The sequence below is a fragment of the Mesorhizobium sp. M1027 genome (genome assembly GCF_040318745.1).
Taxonomy (GTDB): domain Bacteria; phylum Pseudomonadota; class Alphaproteobacteria; order Rhizobiales; family Rhizobiaceae; genus Mesorhizobium.
In genome coordinates this window covers 1-20,111 of record NZ_JAMYMW010000023.1, presented here as the reverse complement: position 1 = coordinate 20,111, position 20,111 = coordinate 1, and the positions used below count along the sequence as shown (strand labels likewise).

The following is a 20,111-nucleotide window of genomic DNA, read 5'->3' as shown; positions in this document are numbered from 1 at the left end:
GCAAACGCAGAAGTACATAAAACGCAGAAGTACATAAGTGTATCAGAAACAAATCGCTCCGCTGTGCCCGGGGTAACAGCGACTCGTCTCTAAGACGCTTAAAAACAAGCTAAATCTGATCGATTGAAAGCCGATTCCGAATGGGATCGATCTGCCCCGTAATCCGCGCCGCGAGCCGAACGCCGATGGCAGTCGACGCTCTGTCTGCCTTGGCCATCTTAGTCCGGAACGCTCGGGCACATGATCGACGAGTTCGCGGCACTTCCAGCCGAGGCAAAGGCGCAACTCACCATCCTGGGCGATGCCAATGCCGCGCCACTCTCGACGAACAGGCAGCCCGGTTGGGCCTTTCCAGCAGCGTCACTTTCGCTGGCGCGGTCGAAAATGTCTTTCCATTCCTGTGGGAGGCTGATTCTATCTTTCCACCTCGGTGTCGGAAGGTATGTCAAAGTCAACGCTCCTGAAAACAGCCTCTCTTCGTTGAAGATCGTTAAATACAATTCGACCTCGGAGGCAATTGTTGCCTACGTGCTGGCGTGATACTAGGCGGAACAACTTGACGGAACAATTTGGCCGTATAGCCGCCGTTGATAGCAACGGACCTGCTAAATGTTGATTGGCACACTAACTTTGCACACCGGTTACAACGAGGGGGCGCAGCTTCAGAGCCTCGCCCTCCAACGCTGCATTTCGGACCTGCGTCCCGGCTCGCCGGCGGAGATCGTGGACCACCGCTATCCAAGACGACTGGAGACTGGCTATGGGCCGGCGACAAACGCACGCCAGCGAACGCTTGCCGCCTTCGCCGATGGACTGCTGCTCAGCCCCAAGAGGTTCTACTCGGAGGATAGGTCACCAACGTTTCGCTACGTAAGCGACCGCTATGATGCGGTTGTGGTGGGTAGCGATGAGGTTTGGAAGATCGACTACGTCTCCCGTCTCGGTGGGCTGATCAAGCTTCAGACCAACCCACTATGTCCGCCATTTCCCAATGTCTACTGGCCAGAAGTGGCGTGCTCGAAGATAGCATATGCGGCGAGCACCGGCAGCAGCACCAAATGGACCGAAATGCCGCGCCGCAATCGATACTTGATGGCCAAATGCCTGAACGAATTTGTCGCGATCGGCGTGCGGGACGAGCGGACACGTGAGTTGGTCCTCTGGGCAGATCCAAGCCTCGCGGATCGTGTGACATTGACCCCAGACCCGACAGTCACTCACGATCTAACGTCGAATGCCACTCATGAAAGCCTGCGCGTAAAGCTGGCTTCCTGGGGCGTGGATTTCAATCGGCCCCGGGCGTTGGTGATAGCCGGCCAGCACGAGCTCTATGCAGAGGCCACGACCTCTCTGCGGGCGCGCGGCGTCCAGATTGTATCAGTCTCGGATCGCAATCACCTCGCAGACATCGATCTCACCGAAAAGCCGATTGATCCCCTCGAGTGGGCAAATCTGGCATCACAATTCTCCTACTGCTTGTCAGAGCGCATGCATGGGGCACTATTTGCTCTGCGGAACCGGTGCCCGTTAATTTGCCTGGACAGCCGGCGACCCGCCATCGGCTTCCCCACTAAGAATGAGGCTTTGATGACGCTGATGGGCATTCCCTCTCAGTACGTGTGTATTCACCGCAAGGGTGCCAGGGACCATTTGCTGGACATGTGCGAAAACCTCGGAAAACTTGTTCACGACTACATGAAGATAGACAACCGGTTCCGGGAACTAGCTGAGATTGGCCGTACGTTTCTGGATAGGGCCCTGCCTGCGGCCAAGTAAAATAACAAATCAAGATGTTGTAAAATGCTTCGAAAGCTGCAAATTCTTCTGTATGCTCAAGCGAAGGTAATCATCTCCTACGTATATGACGTTGGAAATTACCTACGTTACAACGGGGATTCGCTGCTGGTTCCAAAAAAAGAGCGGCTATATTACCGAATAATCGTGGACGCTCACTCGATTGAGAAGGGCCTTTCTCTAAAGGACAGGAGGCCCGGTTTTGGCCAGGAAAAAATCAAGCGACTTATGAATGAGGTGTCCTCCTACGACGCCTCGCTAGGGGCGTTTCCGCTTGAAATGGCTGTTGGCGCACTTCGCGCCTATGTTGACCTTCATCCACCAGGGGAGCCTGAGCAGCCCTTTGTTGAGAAAGTTCGTCAATTCGTCGAGCGTTTCAATGGGCTTGATGGAGTCGCCTTGACCGGCGGGGTTCAAAGCGCCGTTCTGCCAATTGGGGGGCCAGCCCTCACACTCCTGGAAGGACTTCAGTGTCGTCGCTCGGTTAGATACTTTGACGAACAATTAATAGATCGCACCACATTGCTAGAGTTGGTACGCTTGGCGCAAGGTGCGCCATCCCAATGCAACAGGCAGGCGACAAGAGTATACCTCTACCAGGGCCGTCATCAAATCGATCAGATACTCGCCCTGCAGGGCGGGGCGCGAGGCTTTTCACAGTCCATATCAAACCTGGCCATTATCACGTCAGACACAAGGGCCTGGCGAGGAAGCAATCAACGAAACCAGATTTATGTCGATGGTGCGCTGTTCCTAATGCATTTCCTGTTGGCCGCGGAGGCACTTCGGCTCGTGGCTTGCCCCCTCAATCTTGCGGTCGATAGTCGAGTTGAACGGCAAATTCGTGACGTCGGTCGAATTCGAGCAGGCGAGAGATTGATTGCATGCGTCGCCCTTGGCCCTATGGCAGGTACTGCCATCAGATTTGCCAGGTCGCCGCGCAGGCCGATTGATGAGGTGGTCTCGTTTGTAACCGAGGAGTAAGTCTCCGCTGGCACTTGCAGAGCGATCGAACGAAGCTGGCTTCTCGGGGAAGGGACAATGTCTTGATCGACTGCCCGCTCGCGCGCGCCAACCAGCTGCCGCCGCACATCGACAATAAGTAACGTGGAGCACGCGAAAAATCCGCAAGCTGCGGGTCCGGCCTCTCCCATAGGTCCCTTAAAGCATTGCCTCCACTACTTTTTTGAACGAGTCCGGTTCCGATCCGATTTCGCGCAAACGCGGTGAGGCAGAAGTATTGGTCCAAGGTATACCACAGTATACCACAAAATAATCACTCCGCTGTGCCCGTGGTGACAGCGGCAGTTCTCTGGGACGTTTAAATCCAACAAGTTAGATCTGATCGACTGGAAGCCGTTGGAATAACCCTCCTTACGGACTGCATGTGCCATGGCCCAAGAAGGAAGGGCACACTTAGGATTCGGGGTTCATCTCCATACGGCATGCACCCACCGAGGCGTGGCATGTCACTCCAATGCAGTAGCACCGATATCGGGACGCATGGACCAAAAGCGCGGCTGGGCGTGGGAACGCACCCAACGGATAAATTCAGCGCGATCGGTGCGGCGATATGAAAGTACAGGACGCGGAAGGCAAGATTGACTTGGGGCGTCGACTGCGTATCGCTCATGTCATCACCCGTCTCATCAATGGCGGTGCTGATGAGAATACTGTCCATTCCTGCAATTGGGCCGCCCAAGGGGGGCATGATGTTGTCCTGCTACATGGCGAGACGGTCCAGCCGGAAATCATAGCTAAAGTGGACCCGCGGGTGGAACTCATTGGCGTCCCGGGCCTGACTCGGTCCATTTCGCCTGTCTCCGACATGCGGGCATTGTTGGCGCTCACCCGGAGATTCCGCGCCTTGAATGCCGACATCGTGCATACGCACACCAGCAAGGCAGGCATTCTCGGGCGGCTCGCCGCATGGGCGGCGGGAGTTCCAGCGATCGTTCATGGCGTGCATATCGTGCCTTTTGTCAATGTCGGCGTCGCCGAGCGGTTTGCTTATCTCGCCTTGGAAAAGCTGGCAGCGCCATTCACCAGTGCGTTCATCAGTGTGAGCGAGGGCATCCGCGACTTATGCCTGAGCGCAGGAGTGGGACATCCAGACAAACATTATGTCGTCCATTCCGGATTCGATCTCGATCGTTTTCGCAACGCCGGTCCGCCCGACGGTTGGCGCGATTTGTTGCGCTTGACCCCGGACGCGCCGCGCCCGTCCGTGCTCTTGATGATCGCGGCTTTCGAGCCACGCAAGCGACACACGGAATTTCTGGACGCTTTCAACAAAGTCGCCGTCCGGTTACCCGACGCGGTGCTTGTGCTCGCGGGCGACGGGCCGCTTCGCTCGACCGTAGAATCGCGGGCCAAGCGGCTTGGGCTCGAGCGACAAGTGGTCTTTACCGGTTATCGGGACGACCCCGAGCGGCTGATCGCGCTCGCGGATCTCTGCCTGCTCTGTTCCATGCGGGAGGGATTGCCCCGCGTAGTTATGCAATATCTCGCCGGTGGCAAGCCCTGCGTCGCTTGCGATCTGCCAGGTCTTCGCGAAGTGCTCCGCCCTGGTATCAACGGTGTGATTACACCCGCGGATGATTTGGCAGCCATGGCCGACGCCATTGCCGCCCTCCTGGAGGATCGTGCAAGACTGGCCTGCCTCGCCCAAGGTGCCGCCGCGGCGACGGATCTTTCGAACTGGGACGTCAAGCTGATGGGAAAGCGGACCGATGCCATTTACCGCGCGGCTCTTGACCAGCATCGGGCAAGCAAGGGAGTATCAACAGTACCTCCTGTCCGAAATGTGGCGCTTCCGCGATGATCGGGTGCAGCCTTATGCGTTTGACGGTGATCGGGCAACTTGCCGGATCGGTTAGCGGTGCATACTTCGCCGATTTCGGCGATGAGGTGGAGTGCGTCGATCTGGACGACAAGGGGATCGATGCGCTGAAGGCAGTGAGATGCCAAAGAGGCATCTTCTTTTTTGCACATGGGACGGGGTTGTAATCTTGGTGGCCGCCTTGGCTCCGGGAACGCTATCCGGCGGATTGATATGATTGCAGCAGAAGTTGCCTCCGCTTATCCGATGAAGACCCCGCGAGCCGAAGCTCTTCCCAGCATGCGTGTTCTGCTCGTGCTCCCAACCTATTTTCCTGAGTCATATGGCGGCGGCGAACAACAGGCGCGGCGATTTGCTCGGGTGCTGGTTGAAAGCGGCGTTTCCGCAACCATTCTGGCGCCCAGTCTGTCGCACTTGACCTCGAAACGGTCCTCCATCGACGGGGTGCCTATCCATCGCCTTCGTTTGCGCGCGGCTCCGTATTTGGGCGGGCGGCATATGCTGTCGTTCCTGTCGTGGTGTGTCCAAGTTGTGATCTGGATGCTGCGCCGTCGCGACGAATTCGATGTCGTACATATCATCCATGCCCGACTTCACGCTGTTCCGGCGGCGTTGGCAGGAGCCCTCCTGCGCAAACCGGTTCTCGCAAAATTGGGCCGGGGCGGACGGTGTTTCGATCTCGACGTTGTGCGCGAAAAGAAAATCATCGGTCGCTGGGCGTCCGCCTTGATTAAACGTCACGTCACGGCCTTCATCGCCAATAGCCGCCAAATCGCTGGTGATCTGAAGAGACATGGCATCGGCGCGGATCGCATTCATATGATTCCGAATGGGATCGATCTGCCCCGCAAGCCGCGCCGCGAGCCGAGCGCCGATGGCAGCCGACGCTTTATCTGCCTTGGCCGTCTCGATCCGGAAAAATGCCTCGAGCACATGATCAATGCGTTCGCGGCACTTCCCGCCGACGCAAAGGCGCAACTCACCATCCTGGGCGATGGCCAGTGCCGCGCCACCCTCGAGGAGCAGGCGGCCCGGTTGGGCCTTTCCAGCAGGGTCACTTTCGCCGGCGCGGTTGAAGATGTCTTTCCCTTTCTGCGGGAGGCTGATTTCTATCTTTCCACTTCGGTTACGGAAGGCATGTCAAACGCACTGCTCGAGGCCATGAGTTGCGGCGTGGTCCCGATCATCACCGATGTCAGCGGTGCATCCGACGTTGTGAAGCATGAGCGCAGCGGCTTCTTGGCTCGCTCGCATGTGGAGTATTGCGGACTCCTTCATCGCGCGCTCGGCCTATCGGAAGCCGAGCGCGATGAGATGGCGCGGCGCGCAGTACAAACAGTCACTGCGCGATTCAGCATGGAGAGCGTCGCAGCACGGCAAATGAGGTTGTATGCCACTCTTGTGGACACTGCCACCCAGATCGTGAGGCGGTAGGTTATTCAGGAGCAACCCCGAAGCCGGCCTACGCAATGACGACTATTGATGCCGGAGAGAGGCGCTGAACGAGATGCATTCACTGAAACTGGTTTTTGCGCTTCCGGCAATCCCCGGCCAAGCGACAAACATGGTGCCGGTCGTGAACGCATGCAGCGCTTTTGAAGCAGCCGGTTGTCCGATAGCCACATTTTTAAGCAGCGTGGAGCTATGCGCGGCCCCTTTCCGCTATTCAATTATGAAGCAGCCAAGGCGGTTTGCTAGCCTTATCCGGAGGCTCTCACCCGAAAAGCGACAGGCAATAACGGGCAATAAAATGCCATTACAATCCCGCCGCTCGGCCTGTGGCTGGTGTAGGAGTGCCAGCGGACCAGCTATTGCTAATATCGTTGCGGCAACCGCCTTGTCGCTTGCTTTGAGCGCCTACAACGCAGCAAAGAGGCCAAGTAAGCAGCCATGACGGTCGACTCGCGCGAAAGGCTGAGATTCGTGGCTAGGGAAAAGTGTCCTGGATGCGGCAGTACAAATATAGCCCTACTATACGACTCCCCCTTTTCCCAAACGGATGTTCGTAGGTTCGTGCACGAATGCTTTCGTGGACGGATCTCCGACCAAAACCTTAATGGTGCGCGATACACGATTGCGCAATGCCGCGCTTGTATCCTGTATTTTCAGAGAGAAATTCTAGACAGCAAAGGCATGGAATTTCTCTATGACGACGTTAGTGACGAATCTGTTTCTCTGGCCAAGAGGGAACGCGCGGGCCGAAGCTATTTCAATAACCTGCTGCGGTCTGCTGGGATGATCGAGGAATTGTTGTACATTCCTCCAGTGGCACGCCACATAAAGGTCTTGGATTTTGGGATGGGGTGGGGCCACTGGGCCATCGCAGCGCGCGCCCTTGGCTATGATGTTGTCGGGGCCGAGCTGTCAGCGCGGCGCAAATCATTCGCGGCCGCGCACGGCATTCAGACCATTGATCCGAGTGAAGTGGAAAATGAGAGGTTCGACTTCATACATATGAATCAGGTGCTGGAGCATGTGTCTGAGCCACGCGAATCCGTAAGACAGCTGGCTCGAATCTTGAAGCCTTCTGGCATTATAAAGATATCCGTTCCCTTTGGCGAATTGGTTGCGCCGCAGATAACATCGGGCTGGAAGATAGAAAAAAATGAACTGTACCCGCTCGGACATATCAATGCATTTACAGATCGATCTCTGGATACGCTCTGCGAGAGCGTAGGTCTCAAACGCGTTGCTCCTTCAGAATATGTAACACCTAAGGCGCGTCTACGTGCACTCTATCGGAAGCTGCGCTGGCCTCGAAGAGCAAATGGCTATTTCCGCAAAAATGAGGGGCGTCGCTGAAGAGATTGCTGCTGGATGCAACAAGGCGGTTCCAGTCAGCCTGTGCGACCGTGACGGCGCGGTGCTTATGCTGGGATGCCTATCCGCTGGCATTATGACTTGGGTTGATGAAGCGATGAGGAAAACGGTGATTGGACGCCTGAGGAATCCACCCGCGAGGCGTGGGCGAGAAAATAGCTCATGAGGTTGGAGCACGCTTGCATGCACTGAAGCGTGGCAGTCGAATTGGACAGTCCGGAGCAGGTCAACTTGGACGAGGTAACTGGACATAAAAACCTGACACGAAGGGCAGCCAACGGCCTCTCGTGGTCGGGTGCCACATTGCTGGCCCGAACCTTTTTGAATGTCCTGGTCACGGCCATTCTCGCGCGCCTGCTTTCCCCCCAGGAGTACGGCGTTGCCGGCGCTGCGCTGATCATCGCATCCGTCGGCAATAACATTGCCAATCTCGGCATGTCGCAAGTCCTGGTCCAGCGACGGGACGTCGACGAGCGCCATATCGGAACCGCAATTTCTTTGTCCGTGATATTCGCTGCCATTCTCGGCATACTTCAATGGGTGTTTGCACCACAGATTGCAGATTTTCTTCATGTGCCGGAATTGGTCCTCATTTCGCGCCTCCTTGCTGTGATGATGGTCGCGAACGCGTTCAATCTGACCGCCGAGGCCATTTTGTCGCGGCACCTGAAATTCAGAATATCCTCCACAGCGAGTCTGGTCGCTTGGATTGCTTCCCATGTCGGCCTAGCCATTCCGCTTGCCTATTTTGGACTCAGCTATTGGGCCTTGGTGATCGCATATATGGCCGAGGCATCGATCTTGGCCAGCATCTATTTCTTCATCGCCAGGGACTATCTCGTGAGGCCCAGTTTCGACATGCAGTCCTATCGCGATATCCGCAGACAGAGCCTGGGCTATTCGCTGGCTGGTATATCAGCCGTCACCGCAAAATATATCGATAATGTTATTGTCGCGCGGTTGATCGGCACTGCAGAGCTGGGCATTTACTCGCGAGCGTATTATCTGATTGCGATGCCAGCAAGTCTGTTCGGAAATCTGAACAAGAGCGTGATTTTCCCGCTCCTGTCGAAGGTTCATCACGACAAGGCCAGGCTATGCAGCGCTCAGCTCAAGGGGTATGCTTTAACGGCGGCGCTTGCTCTACCGACTAGCGCGTTTCTATGCTGTTTCGCAAAAGAGATTGTTCTCACAATTCTCGGCCAGAAATGGACGGATGCCGTCGTTCCCATTATCATATTCTCTGCAGTAATTTATTTCCGCGTCGGTTACAGAGTGTGCGGAGTCGTGACGCTTGCGACGGGCCAAAGTTACCGAACGGCCTCCATGCAGATCATTTACATGGCCCTTGTCGCTTCATTCGCGTTCTTCTCGGCGCCCTACGGCGTGAACGCAGTGGCCTTTTCAGTGTCCGGCGCCATTGCGACGAGTTTCTTCCTTTATGCGGCGATGACTTGTCGGATAACGGGATTATCAGCTGTGGATTTCGCGCTCGTACATGTGCCGCCTGTCGCATTCGCCGCTGTGGTGTTCGCCACTGGCTCGGCGGTCAAAATGCTGCTTGCCGGATCGCCCGACTATCTTGTGCTCGCGACCGGGCTTCTCGTTATAGGTACATTGTCCGTTGTCACTGTCTATCTGAGAGCGTCGCTACTCTTCGGAAAACATGGTGCGGAAGTCTTGCAAACTCTAACATCCAAGAAAACGAAATGGATTAGATTTGTATAGCCCACGGTATCTGCACACTCGGCGCCTCTCCGACTGCCCATCCGACGACTTAGAGTCTCTTATACCGGGACTGGAGACACAGTCGGCGGCCTTGAGACGGCAGGCCTCCTTGACGCCGTTTTCTCTCATCGGAATTCGACCTTGCGCGGGGCAAACCGGGTTCAGTGAACGGCTGCTCCTCTGTGCTCGAACAGGCACTACGCACTGGGGACCGTGAAACTTGTCTATGCCTGTCCCGTGCCTGTTCGGGGCCAGGCGGCAAACGCCGTTAACCGCACAAGGTCAGAAATTATCATCTCCATAATCGAACAATTCTGCGGTTGCGCGGGTGCCTGTCGAAATCCGCTGTCGTGCTGAACGATCGAGGCGGGCAACCGCTCGGGTGTTGACGTCTGGTGCGATGTGATCGGATGCTTCGTCCAATTTTATCCGCAGCCTTTCGCCAGTTGCGGCGTCTGCGTTTGCCTTTCGCGCCGCCCCAAATGATTTAACCTTAAACCGGATCTTTCCGTCCTCCGCTGCCGCTATGCCGAGCGCGTCGTAAAGGCTTCTAACAAACGCATCCGGTGATTGGATCAAGTCCTCGAATCGAAGCGATAGCGCATCACGCTTCCTCGAGGCTTTGAACATCAGGCTAGTCACATCATTGTACCATTTGATCGCGAGCGCCTCGCTGAGACCGCTGCGTATCAGCCCTTCGCACATCGGTAATGGATGCCGCGTAAGCACAAGGTTCCGCGCTTCCATAAAGCCGCGCGCAATCGCGTCGTCGAATGCAATGTAGTAATCCATCACCTTCAGAACGACGTAGCGTGCTTGGGACTTTTCGTTGCGCTCCCCGGGGCGGACGGTCTCGGCAGTCGCTGCGCGGATATGACGCCAAAAGACGGGAACAGATGCCCAGTTGACGGCCCCGCCAATATGGCACGCGGCCTTGCGCAGCTTGTAGTAGCGTCCGAATACTCCCTCATGCCATTCGCGGTATGGCATCAACACATCCGGCGAGCTGCCGATGATATTCCAGACAATATTTGACCCACCTCGGCCAAAGCAATTCAATAGAAGCGCATTGGGCGGAAGAGCTTTGCCCGGCCTGGTGGGAGGCGAAGCACCGATCCTGTCAGCGGTCTGCATCTGCTTTCTCCAGTTATCGCATTAGGCGCGACCCACTTCCCCAGCTGTCGTTGAAAGGTTAAACTGAAACCTATGATATGCTGCGGAGCTTGTGAGGAGAAGCGCGATAGTAAGTAACGGGTGTCCATGCGGAGTCTCATCCCGAAACCAGCAATTATTGGCACACGACAATGACTAACCGCTTTTCTCGCCGGGACCTGGCGCGGGCCGCATGCGCCGCCCTTGTGCTGGCGGCATCCGGTCGCCCAGGACGGGATGCTCGCGCCGCCGGTCCGGCGCAAGGCTCGCAGCCGAAAGCTCACTCCTGGCATCCTGGTCTGTTCCCGGAAATGATTGTGAAATCCTGGTTTCAGGAGGATCTGGCCGAGGGCGAAGTCTCCTCATGGCAATCGGCCGGCGCGAAGCCGGTGGCTGCGATGCAAGCCGAGCCCTCCCTGCGCCCGACAAAGCTTCCGAATAACGGCGGAGTCCATTTCAAACAGGGTACGAGACAGGCGTTGACCTGGCCCGCCGATAGCGATGCGCCTTACCTTCACCGCTGGTGGCTCGTGATCGCCCGGTGCAATTCGGCGATCAATGCCGACGCGGAATGCGTTTCCGTTGTTTGCGCCAATGGCGCGGAGGGTGGCCCGGTGCATCGCCAACCCCAGGTCTGTTTCAAGCCATCGGCCGGCACATTCGTTTCGCGGCTCCATGACGGCAAGCTCAAGAGCGAGGAAGGGCAGTGCTCGACCGATTTTGACGAATGGAATGTCATGGTCGGGTACCGCCGCGGGTTCGTGATGCAGGCTGTGGTGAATGGGATCAAGACGGCCGGCCAGACGGTTTATGCATTGACACCCAACCGGATGAAATCGCAGAGCTTCATGGGCGATGTGAACAATCCGATGAGGGCCGATGTCGCGATCGATTGCGTCATTATCGGGCAAAGCGAACTAAATGACTCCCAGATCGACAGGCTGATGGGATGGGGCATGTGGCGCATCGGCCGGCAATCCGCCCTGCCCGACGTTCATCCCTATCGCCAGAGCCCTCCTTCAGCTGTGGATGCGAACGACAAACCGGCACGTTATGCCTTTGATTCAGTCTCGTGGGCGTCCTGGACAGCCATCGGCAATGAACGGCGATATGGTCATCGTGGTGAGGCGGCGCCGCCGATCCGCGGTTACACAACGGTTTTTTTTGACGACTTCGACTCCAACACGGTTGTCGATGATTCCAAAGGCGCGCAAAGCAGCATCTGGTATGCGCCGACCCATCTGACGACCGTTGGTGTTGACGCCGCTACGCCGCCGATGTCGGCGTCGCCCTCCTCCTATGTGCACGACGCCAGCAGCCACACGCTGGCGCTCCGGCTCTTGCACAAGCGGCGTTGGAGAACAGGTGCATTCTCTTCCGTGAACAACAATGGCCAGGGGCGGTGTTGGGGAAAGGGGATCTTTGAGATCCGCGCCAGAATGCCGAAGATACTCGCGCCCCGCCCTGGATTTTTTCCTGCTTTCTGGGCGTATGGGAAGGAGCATCTATTCTGGCGGACGCGCAATCGTCTTGAGACGGACTTTTGGGAATATGACGGTCTCAATGGGGCCTATATCAACATCAGCCAGCACGTGCACAAACCCAGACTCGGCTATGCAGATCCACATATCACGCCACGTAGCGTGCACCGGAAAATCGCCGGCTATCAAGTCGATCCATCAAGTGGTTTTCCCAGCACGATCGACGTATACGATGGCGAATTTCATACTTGGTATGCGCAGATCGAAGATGATTATACCTATTTCGTGATCGACGGCTATGAAGTGGCGCGCGTTCCGACGACACCGGAACTCGCAGCAAAAAAATACATCATTGTGGATTTCGCCTACGATGAAAAAAAGGGGCGCGCTCAACCGAACCCGTCGCAAACGTATGACATGGTGATTGACTATATAAGGGTCCGGCAGACGGAAACGGATCTGGCTAGGGCCCCGACGGCCTTCAGCGCATTGCCGGCCTTCTCGGGCCAGACCTCACCGGGCCAGGCGCTGACCGTCGTACCGAATGTTATTGCGTCGCAAATAGAGTATCTATGGTATCGTGACGGCGTTCCGATCGTGGGCGAAACCGGCACAAGCTATGAGCTCAGCTCGCGGGATGTCGGGCATAAGATTCGCTGCCATGTTCGCGCGGTCTCTGTGCTCGACCAGCCAGAAGCCTGGACCCCGGAGAGCGAGACCGTCGGCTAGAACGCATCGACTGCGCGACGCCAGGATGCGTCATCACTCTCGTCGGACTGCTGACGAGCTCTGCCGCCAGTAAGCCTCCCCACAGCCGAGGCGGGTGAGTTTTCCCAACAGGCGGAAACCTCTTCGATATGCGATGCCACAGCGGGCGGAACGATGAGGTCGTCGGCTGGAGCAGGGTGAAGTGTTTCTCCGCGGGCTGGCATTGATACATCCAATAAGTTCTGTTTCCGGGGAAGAGAATATGCTAAAGAAGATCGCGCCCAGCGAGAGAGCTGTGATGCGTTACCTTCTGACATTCGCGGTACTGAGCCTCTTCCTGCCAATCAGACTCGAGACGGGTCTTGTATTGCTGCGTCCGTTCGAGCTGATCGCATTGCTGATGCTCTTTTTTGGCCTGGCGACGGGGCGTTGGCGAAGGTTGGCTTTTTCAGCCGGTTTTCTACTGCTCCTGCCCTTCTTGGGCTGGCACGTGGTCTCGGCCTTCAGCGTGGACGCAGAGAATGGCCTGCGCGAGCTGTTGCAGATCTCCGCTGTGGGCGCCTTTGCGTTCGCCTTGGCACAGGAGGCCAGCCGCGTCGACACGCACAAGGCCGTCAACATCTTGCTTTTCGGCATGGTGCTGATCCTCGCCTATACGATCACCTGGCATGTCGCCCATGGCTACTTGGTCGGTTGGAAGCATCTGTTCGATCCGAGGCTCGCGTTCACCTTCCTTCCAATTGCGCTCGCAGGGCTCCTCCTCTTCGTCAACGGGGGCAAGCGGCGCACCCTTTGGTTTGTATGGGCGGGGATACTTCCCCTGCTCGTGCTATCTGGGGAACGCAAGGCGTTTTTGATCTATCTCTTTCTGACCGCCGCGCTTCTGATGCGCGGACGGCTCGCTGCGATGGTGCCAGCGATCGCCGCGGGCTTCGTGGCACTTTTCGTGCTGTCGACCACGGTCAATAACGCCTATGTCGAGAAGCAGATGCAGACCATTCTCGATCCGCTGAGCATGGGGCAATACGAATATCTGGCCGCGACGGGGAAATATGCCCCTGGAGACACCCCGAGCAATGTCCAGCGCGCGTTTGCTTTCACTCTGTCCAGACAACTCATCTCCGAACATCCACTGATGGGCGTGGGTACGAACCAATTCAAGAATATTATCGATACGGATTTCAGCGGACTTCCTGGCGAGTTGCGGCTTGGGATACATGGCGAGTTTCAACGTATCCTCACCGAGAACGGCATCATTGGGCTCAGCCTCTATGTTCTCATATGGATTGCTGCATGGTTTCGCTTAAGCCGTACTCTAAGCTGGGCGCTTTCTCACGGATTGATCGGAGCGGCCCAGGCACGGCTTCTGCCCCTCGTGCTCCTTGTTCCTTGCGCCTTTTACGTTGGAACAGAAGCCTCCGGCACACGAGCTTTCGTTACGCTGAGTCTTGTCTCGCTCCTGCCTGAATTGACGCGGCACGGGCTTTGCCTATCATTGCACAGGATGCGGAGGAGCCACCCCAGAGCATGAGACATCCTGGATTTCTCGCGAGCCCCTTGCAAGGAAACACGAGATGAGTGTTTCGGTTATCATGACATGCCACAATGAAGAACGCTTCATCGCGCAGGCAGTGGAAAGCGTGATTAGTCAGACCGCCTCGAGCCACATCAAAGAGATCATCATTGTCAATGATGGCTCGAAGGACGGCTCGTCGGAAGTGATTGCCTCGCTGGGTCGCAGGGAGCCGCGCGTGCATGTCCTGACGACGGCGGGTATCGGGCTTTCATCGGCGAGGAATCTTGCCATCAGACATGCTGCCGGCGATCTTATTGCAATTCTGGACGGCGATGACTTCTGGGCCGAGGACAAGCTTGAGCGTCAATTAGCCGTCTTGGGCAATGGCTGCAAGGCAGGTCTTGTCTATGGCGATTTCGTCGATTTTTCCGCTCCGGATCTGTCCGATGCTCTACACGTCGCCGTGCGCCGCTATCGCGCGGACCAATGCGATACGCTGCCGACATATTTTCTGCTTGATGGGCCGATTGTTCCTTCCAGTATGGTTATGCGGCGGGAAATGGTCGAAGATATCGGGTTATTCAACGAGGCATTTAGGGCTGGAGAGGATACAGAGTTTTGTATGCGCGCAGCCGAGCGTTGGACATTTCAATATGTGGCCGAAGCACTCGTCTATAAACGGCGCCATGGCTCGAACATAACCCGCAGACTCGACGCGCTTCTGCCGGTAGCCGAACGACTCACGCGAGAATGGGCCATGCGACGGCGGGAACTTACGCACCTCGCGCGCCGGCGCAACGCGCGTTTGTACGCAAAGGCGGGCAATGATTGCGTGGCTCAAGGCGAAAAGAAACGCGGAGCGCGCTTGCTCATTCGCGCGATGTGGCACGATCCATTGTCATGGCGGGTGTACGTTTACTTTTTTCTTTGCGCCCTGCCGAGGGGCATGGATCCGCAGGTGCGCCGTGCAGCCAAGCTATTGTTCTACCGCGCCTTGCGCAAAGACTTTGCTGACGGCTCTTAAAGATGCTGGCGGAATGGCGAGAGCTCGAGCATCTCAGGCGGCAGCCCTGGAATCCTTCCGTAGCGATTATTCTGTACCGCGACACAGGACCATAACGGAGGCGAAATCAGAGCTCTCCGCGGTCGCCAAGTCTCTCTTAACGCGGGTAAGAACTTGAAAGGTCTCCAGACCCACCACTGAGCCCTCACCACAAGCGCAGGAGAATTCCACACAAGATCGGGCTGTTAGTTGCGACAGTAAACACGAGGTGCAAGAGAATCGGAGCGCTTCACTATCACATGCGAATTCTTTACTTCATCAACGGATTCGATCCCGGTGGCGCCGAGCATGGGCTACTCACCTTGCTGCAAGCAGGATTTTTCAGCGGCCACGAGCTGAAGATTCTCGCCTTTTGCCGTGGTCGCGGGGCTCTTGCCGATGAAATCGCCGCACAGATCGGAGAGCATAATCTTATCCTGACGTCGCAGAGTGAAGAGCCTTCCTTGCGCACCTTTGTGGGTACGTTCTTTGTAATGTTGCGCCTTATCTGGGAGTGGCGGCCGGATATGGTTGCGTTGTCGCTCAAGCAGGCCAATCTCCTGGGACGGCTAGTTGCGATGTTTGCTCCTCGGCTGCACTGCGTTTCATTCGAACACACTACCCGCTACCGCTCCCGGCGCGCCGCAGGTATTTATGGCCCTGTGCTCAAGGCCCTGTCCTGGCGCGTCGACGAAATCTGGGCTGATTGCGAAAGTACGCTGCGGGAGACGCAAGCCTACTTCCTGCCGCGCAGGCGCCGCTCGCATATAGTGCCTTTGTTTTGCGCCGATGAGGCTTCCAGCCACAAGCGCGATTACGCGCTTCACACACCCTTGCGCCTTGCTGCTGCCGGACGGCTTATCGCGCTAAAGAACTTTGACCGCCTGATCGAGGCCGTCCGAATGCTCCAAGACCGCGGCGTTTCTGCAAGCCTCGATCTTTACGGCGATGGGCCGGAACGGCAGGGGCTTTCGCGCAAGGCGGATGAGCTCGGCGTTGGAGATCGCGTGCACTTCCATGGCTATGTCGCGCGCTGGTCCGAGCTCGCCTCTGATCGTGACGTGTTCATCAACCTGTCCGATACGGAAGGGTTCTGCATCGTCGTCGCCGAGGCGATGCTTGCCGGACTTCCGGTGATCGCGACTGACGTCGGCGGTATCCGAGATTACGGCAAGGATGGAAAGAATATGCTGAAGCTTACTGTTCCCTCGGCGGAGATGGCGGTGACGCAAGCACTGGTGTTCGCGGGCGATGAAACGCTCCGCAAGAAGATCGGAATGCAGGCACGACAGGATATGCTGCAGGCCTATTCGCAGGGTGCTTTGCGTGTCCGTGCTACGGCAGTGTTGGGTGGCGGAATGTAAGGAGCTGGCGACCAAGATAGCCGGGCCGATCGTGAATTCTGACGGCTCGGCATCGCACCTGTCTGACATGGTTCTCGACCTGGCGCTTCTCCCAGCCCGATGCCAGCGCGCGGGATTGTATTGCCGGTCCTTGCCGACGAACACCATCTCCACCGCCCTATTCGTGTTGTCGTAGATGATGCGCGCAGAAGGCGAACGCCCGGTCATGCTCGTCGAACACCATTTCCTGAATCTGGCGCGGATAAGCCCGGACGAATATCATTAGACTAGTCGTCATTCTCGGCATTCGAGGAGTTTGTCCGTCAAAGCCCTCCTCGGGCTATCTGCATAAGACAAAAAATGCTTGCTCCACAACTAGGCTTGGTAATACCGACTATGACGTTCACTGTAAAATTCGGCACTGCCGAACTTTTGATACAGCTTGATTCTTTTGAGATCGACCTTGTTAAGCAGAACGCCGATACATTTATCCGCAAGGATCGGATTGTTGTTGAGGCTTTCGCGCACGAATGTACGAGCGGTCACGCCCCATTCAACAACCAGAACAAGGCCGTCGAGATGCTGGACAAAGGACCTCACGTCCGCGACTGGAGCTAACGGGGGCAAATCAACGACGACGTAGTTGAACATAGAGCCCACCTTGAGCAGAAAGTCGCCCATTTTCTCGATAGGCTGTACGGTCTCTGCGAGCTTTTGTTGCCTCTGGTTCACCCCGGGCAGGAACCTCAATGACAATGACTGATGAGCAAGCAAATCTCTCCGATTGAAGTCTCCAGCCAACACATTGGCTAGGCCTCGTTCCCAGCCGTTGGCTAACATAGGGGACAAGCCCGGATTGTGGATGTCGGCATCGATCAACAGCGTCCTACAATGCTGCATAGCGAGAACCATCGCAAAATTAGCCGCGACCACCGACTTCCCTTCTCCCGGGAGGCAGGAAACGATGCCGATCGCCCTGGTGCTCTTCCTTGGTAACTCGACATCAACAGCGACTTTCACCGTTCGCATCGCTTCAGCGAATTCCGAGCGCGGATGTTGCTCTACCCAGTTGAAAGCGCTGTTCCCCACCTCGATGAATGACGGCTCTTCGGTCGCAATGAATGACGGCTCTTCGGTCGCACGATCACGCTTGTTTCGGCGAATTGGCTTTCCGTCCAGCAACGGGATCATTCCGAGCGTGTCAAGTCCGAGCTCATCGCGCACTTGACCCCTCGTGCGGAAAAAGCGCTCCCGGTACTCCCGAACTCCGCCCACACCGGCGCCAATCATGCCGCCAAGCACGGCGCAGACCGCCAACGTAAGAATGCTATTCGGAGAACTCGGTCTGCTGGGGTATGGTGCCTCCGAGATAACCCGCGCCTCCGGCAACGCCATCGAAAGGTTCTGCAGGCTCGCTTGGTATTGCTGCAGGACCTGTTCATATTGCGACTTGAGAGAGGACGCCTCAAGTTCGAGCTGGCGCAAGGTAACCAGCGTTTCCTTCGTCAGCGTATTGTCTGTTCGGAACCTGTGGACCGCGAGCTCGGCGTCGACCGATCGCTTCCGCACCCTCTCGAGCTCTTCCGCCAGTGCACTGCGAGCTCGGATAATCGACTCATCTTTGGCTCCGACTTGGTCAGAGATATAGATTTCCGCATACTTATTGGCTATTTTTTGCGCCATTTCAGCGCTAGGCGACTGAAATTGGACCTGCAGAATGTAAGAATCGCCTACACGAGCTACCGTTATATTTTCAGCCAGAATGCCAAATGCCTGCCATCGAGGATCGGGCCCTCGCGCCGCACTCGATTTCCACGGCGCTCCGCTTTCTTCGGAACTGCCAATGAATGACCGCACCACCCGAGCGACCGATCCTGTGAGACTGTTGAGCAACGAATACGGTGCTGACAAGAAAGGGCGATCGGTAGCAAGACCGAGGCTGTCAACGACCTTTAGCCCGATGCGGTCGGAACGCAACAATTCGACCTGGCTCAGCATCATCGGGTCAAGCTGTGTGGAGCTTCCGCTCTCTGTTAACTTCGTCACGACGGAGGGCTGGTTCTTGTCGATCAGGATTCTGGACGTCGACTCGTACAAGGGCACCTCGAGCCGAAGATACGCCAGCCCCAGCACAAGGCCTGCGAGCGCGCACGTAAGGACGAACCTCAACTGCCGTCGCGCTGCCGCCACGAGTGTTTCGAGATCAATCGTTGCCGACTGAGGATCGCCAAATATCAAGGCAGAATCCGGGTGCCGATTTTCAACTTCGCGGAGCATAAGCCTTCAGACCCGTGGGGTGAGACTGGCAGCGCATAGGTAGTCAAAAACACCATACCACATTGTCTGACCAAATGTCTTGAAATTCAGTATCCACGCCGGCGGAGCCGCCCCTCCCCAAAGACGCAAAATTTTAACCTCGGATTGCAATAAATGAACCTCACGCGGCCCATGCTGTCTGCAATTCCGCTACACGTCATGCGATCCAATTAAAGGAAGAAATCGGGTCGTATTGCCAAATGGCAAAACATCTGAGCAAGAGATTCCGGGTCTAGGTTGAGCCTGTCGTACGGGAAACAGGGACGTCGATTGGAATGACTCGTCGATCACCGGCGCGCGATATCGATCACCGTAAGAGTTCTGGGCGCATTTGGCGCATCGCGGAACGCCTCTCAGGTGCCCGAATAAGACAGGTTGCAGTCACATTTTGTATCGTGATGTGGGGTGTCATCCTGCTGATCGTCCTACTCTAAACAGCCAGAGCCTATAAAGGCGGAGAGTGGTCCACCTTATTCACTAAGTGGCTCGGCAGTTGCTCCCTTTCGGACTCATCGGGTGGGGTATTTGGCTTCGGAAACACGGATACTTTGGAGACCGAGCGCCACACTAGCAGCATGACAGCAACAAAGTACCCGATCTGTATCAAGATCCCACAAATTAACGTTTGGACAAACGTACTCCAGAGCGAGGCGGTAAGCAAATATGTACTGATGGCGAATGCCGACAGGACTATGATAAAGCCGCGCAAAAAAAGCAAAAAGGACATCGCCGTCCCACTCGCAGCCGCTCGCGCGACGCGCTCCTTGGCTATTCAGCCCTCAACGCATTAACCATCATAACATATCGGAACGGGTTAGAGCGATCAAATATTAGGAGATGCGAATAAAAACCCACCCTAACCTTTGCCAAGACGCTTTCGGCGGATATGGCGGCCGCGCCTGATGCGACCAATGCCATTCAGGCCTTCCTTCTTGTGCTCGCGTAGATGGCCAGCGTTTCGACCAAATGGCCGAAGCCATTGCTCGGTGCCTGGTCGACCATGAGCAGGTAGCGCGCGACCGGTCGCTCGCTGGTCGGCGGTGTCGCTCCCGATCGGCGATGCGATGGCCACGTCAGCGATAACGCTTGCGGCTCCATGACTGCGCCAGGTTGACGATCAAGAGCATCAAGAATGACAGCACCAGCATGATCGCCGCGATGGCGGTCGCCGCCGCGTAATTATATTCCTCCAGCCGGATGACGATCAGAAGCGGTGCGATTTCGGATTTATAGGGCAGGTTGCCGGCGATGAAGATGACGGAACCGTACTCGCCGACGCCGCGTGCGAAGGCCAGCGCGAAACCGGTGACGATGGCCGGCGCCAGTCCGGGAAGCAGAACGCGGCTGATGATCTGGAAGCGATTGGCGC

The 20,111-nt window shown here is 56.6% G+C and carries 16 protein-coding genes and 1 pseudogene; 12 read left to right on the top strand and 5 right to left on the bottom strand.

Translation table 11 applies throughout. The features are described from left to right. Window positions 1-240: 240 nt before the first annotated feature. The 8 genes from NKH50_RS28685 to NKH50_RS28650 all read left to right on the top strand — a co-directional run bounded on the left by NKH50_RS28685 (window position 241) and on the right by NKH50_RS28650 (window position 9,184). Window positions 241-540 (top strand): hypothetical protein, encoded by a 300-nt coding sequence (locus tag NKH50_RS28685; RefSeq protein ID WP_352707135.1) that lies wholly within the window; start codon window positions 241-243, stop codon window positions 538-540. Between the two features lie 69 nt (window positions 541-609). Next, on the top strand, window positions 610-1,776 hold the full coding sequence (locus NKH50_RS28680) for a polysaccharide pyruvyl transferase family protein (protein ID WP_352707132.1): 1,167 nt from the start codon (window positions 610-612) through the stop codon (window positions 1,774-1,776). A 24-nt stretch (window positions 1,777-1,800) separates the two neighbouring features. Beyond that, window positions 1,801-2,778, top strand: a complete 978-nt coding sequence (locus NKH50_RS28675) for a nitroreductase family protein (protein ID WP_352707129.1) — start codon at window positions 1,801-1,803, stop codon at window positions 2,776-2,778. Window positions 2,779-3,367: 589 nt separating this feature from the next. Continuing rightward, window positions 3,368-4,618 carry a glycosyltransferase gene (locus NKH50_RS28670; RefSeq protein ID WP_352824017.1) on the top strand — a complete coding sequence of 417 codons (1,251 nt, stop codon included), beginning with the start codon at window positions 3,368-3,370 and terminating at the stop codon, window positions 4,616-4,618. Between the two features lie 14 nt (window positions 4,619-4,632). Then, window positions 4,633-4,803, top strand: coding sequence for a hypothetical protein (locus NKH50_RS28665; RefSeq protein ID WP_352882544.1), 171 nt, complete (start codon window positions 4,633-4,635; stop codon window positions 4,801-4,803). A gap of 46 nt (window positions 4,804-4,849) precedes the next feature. Further along, window positions 4,850-6,070: a glycosyltransferase gene (locus NKH50_RS28660; RefSeq protein ID WP_352882537.1), complete on the top strand. Its 1,221-nt coding sequence runs from the start codon at window positions 4,850-4,852 to the stop codon at window positions 6,068-6,070. 699 nt (window positions 6,071-6,769) lie between these two features. Next, window positions 6,770-7,438: a class I SAM-dependent methyltransferase gene (locus tag NKH50_RS28655; RefSeq protein ID WP_287217183.1), complete on the top strand. Its 669-nt coding sequence runs from the start codon at window positions 6,770-6,772 to the stop codon at window positions 7,436-7,438. 249 nt (window positions 7,439-7,687) lie between these two features. Beyond that, the gene (locus NKH50_RS28650) at window positions 7,688-9,184 is read left to right on the top strand and encodes a lipopolysaccharide biosynthesis protein (protein ID WP_352882535.1); all 1,497 of its coding nucleotides are present in this window, start codon (window positions 7,688-7,690) and stop codon (window positions 9,182-9,184) included. Window positions 9,185-9,466: 282 nt separating this feature from the next. Here the strand turns inward: NKH50_RS28650 and NKH50_RS28645 are convergent, their stop codons facing one another. Next, the gene (locus NKH50_RS28645) at window positions 9,467-10,318 is read right to left on the bottom strand and encodes a sulfotransferase (RefSeq protein WP_352707121.1); all 852 of its coding nucleotides are present in this window, start codon (window positions 10,316-10,318) and stop codon (window positions 9,467-9,469) included. Between the two features lie 170 nt (window positions 10,319-10,488). On the opposite strand from NKH50_RS28645, the gene NKH50_RS28640 reads away from it, so the two are divergent. The 4 genes from NKH50_RS28640 (at window position 10,489) to NKH50_RS28625 (ending at window position 16,447) form a co-directional block, all read left to right on the top strand. Then, on the top strand, window positions 10,489-12,546 hold the full coding sequence (locus NKH50_RS28640; RefSeq protein ID WP_352707119.1) for a hypothetical protein: 2,058 nt from the start codon (window positions 10,489-10,491) through the stop codon (window positions 12,544-12,546). 241 nt (window positions 12,547-12,787) lie between these two features. Next, window positions 12,788-14,056, top strand: coding sequence for an O-antigen ligase family protein (locus tag NKH50_RS28635; protein WP_352707117.1), 1,269 nt, complete (start codon window positions 12,788-12,790; stop codon window positions 14,054-14,056). Between the two features lie 43 nt (window positions 14,057-14,099). Then, window positions 14,100-15,065 carry a glycosyltransferase family 2 protein gene (locus NKH50_RS28630; protein ID WP_352740782.1) on the top strand — a complete coding sequence of 322 codons (966 nt, stop codon included), beginning with the start codon at window positions 14,100-14,102 and terminating at the stop codon, window positions 15,063-15,065. A gap of 278 nt (window positions 15,066-15,343) precedes the next feature. Then, on the top strand, window positions 15,344-16,447 hold the full coding sequence (locus tag NKH50_RS28625) for a glycosyltransferase (RefSeq protein WP_352707112.1): 1,104 nt from the start codon (window positions 15,344-15,346) through the stop codon (window positions 16,445-16,447). A gap of 46 nt (window positions 16,448-16,493) precedes the next feature. Here the strand turns inward: NKH50_RS28625 and NKH50_RS28620 are convergent. The 4 genes and pseudogenes from NKH50_RS28620 to NKH50_RS28605 form a co-directional block, all read right to left on the bottom strand. Next, a pseudogene (locus tag NKH50_RS28620) lies at window positions 16,494-16,727 on the bottom strand (IS21 family transposase); the annotation flags it as partial. A gap of 74 nt (window positions 16,728-16,801) precedes the next feature. After that, window positions 16,802-18,703, bottom strand: a complete 1,902-nt coding sequence (locus NKH50_RS28615; protein WP_352824013.1) for a Wzz/FepE/Etk N-terminal domain-containing protein — start codon at window positions 18,701-18,703, stop codon at window positions 16,802-16,804. A 484-nt stretch (window positions 18,704-19,187) separates the two neighbouring features. Next, window positions 19,188-19,469 (bottom strand): exopolysaccharide production repressor protein, encoded by a 282-nt coding sequence (locus NKH50_RS28610; RefSeq protein WP_352707108.1) that lies wholly within the window; start codon window positions 19,467-19,469, stop codon window positions 19,188-19,190. A 346-nt stretch (window positions 19,470-19,815) separates the two neighbouring features. After that, window positions 19,816-20,111: ABC transporter permease subunit (locus NKH50_RS28605; RefSeq protein ID WP_352882529.1), on the bottom strand; the 296-nt coding region annotated here is incomplete at its 5' end.

Bases quoted from the DNA above. Each gene is read 5' to 3' on its own strand.
- NKH50_RS28685 (WP_352707135.1), top strand. From the start codon at position 241: ATGATCGACGAGTTCGCGGCACTTCCAGCCGAGGCAAAGGCGCAACTC.
- NKH50_RS28680 (WP_352707132.1), top strand. From the start codon at position 610: ATGTTGATTGGCACACTAACTTTGCACACCGGTTACAACGAGGGGGCG.
- NKH50_RS28675 (WP_352707129.1), top strand. From the start codon at position 1,801: ATGCTTCGAAAGCTGCAAATTCTTCTGTATGCTCAAGCGAAGGTAATC.
- NKH50_RS28670 (WP_352824017.1), top strand. From the start codon at position 3,368: ATGAAAGTACAGGACGCGGAAGGCAAGATTGACTTGGGGCGTCGACTG.
- NKH50_RS28665 (WP_352882544.1), top strand. From the start codon at position 4,633: ATGCGTTTGACGGTGATCGGGCAACTTGCCGGATCGGTTAGCGGTGCA.
- NKH50_RS28660 (WP_352882537.1), top strand. From the start codon at position 4,850: ATGATTGCAGCAGAAGTTGCCTCCGCTTATCCGATGAAGACCCCGCGA.
- NKH50_RS28655 (WP_287217183.1), top strand. From the start codon at position 6,770: ATGGAATTTCTCTATGACGACGTTAGTGACGAATCTGTTTCTCTGGCC.
- NKH50_RS28645 (WP_352707121.1), bottom strand. From the start codon at position 10,318: ATGCAGACCGCTGACAGGATCGGTGCTTCGCCTCCCACCAGGCCGGGC.
- NKH50_RS28640 (WP_352707119.1), top strand. From the start codon at position 10,489: ATGACTAACCGCTTTTCTCGCCGGGACCTGGCGCGGGCCGCATGCGCC.
- NKH50_RS28635 (WP_352707117.1), top strand. From the start codon at position 12,788: ATGCTAAAGAAGATCGCGCCCAGCGAGAGAGCTGTGATGCGTTACCTT.
- NKH50_RS28630 (WP_352740782.1), top strand. From the start codon at position 14,100: ATGAGTGTTTCGGTTATCATGACATGCCACAATGAAGAACGCTTCATC.
- NKH50_RS28625 (WP_352707112.1), top strand. From the start codon at position 15,344: ATGCGAATTCTTTACTTCATCAACGGATTCGATCCCGGTGGCGCCGAG.
- NKH50_RS28615 (WP_352824013.1), bottom strand. From the start codon at position 18,703: ATGCTCCGCGAAGTTGAAAATCGGCACCCGGATTCTGCCTTGATATTT.
- NKH50_RS28610 (WP_352707108.1), bottom strand. From the start codon at position 19,469: ATGTCCTTTTTGCTTTTTTTGCGCGGCTTTATCATAGTCCTGTCGGCA.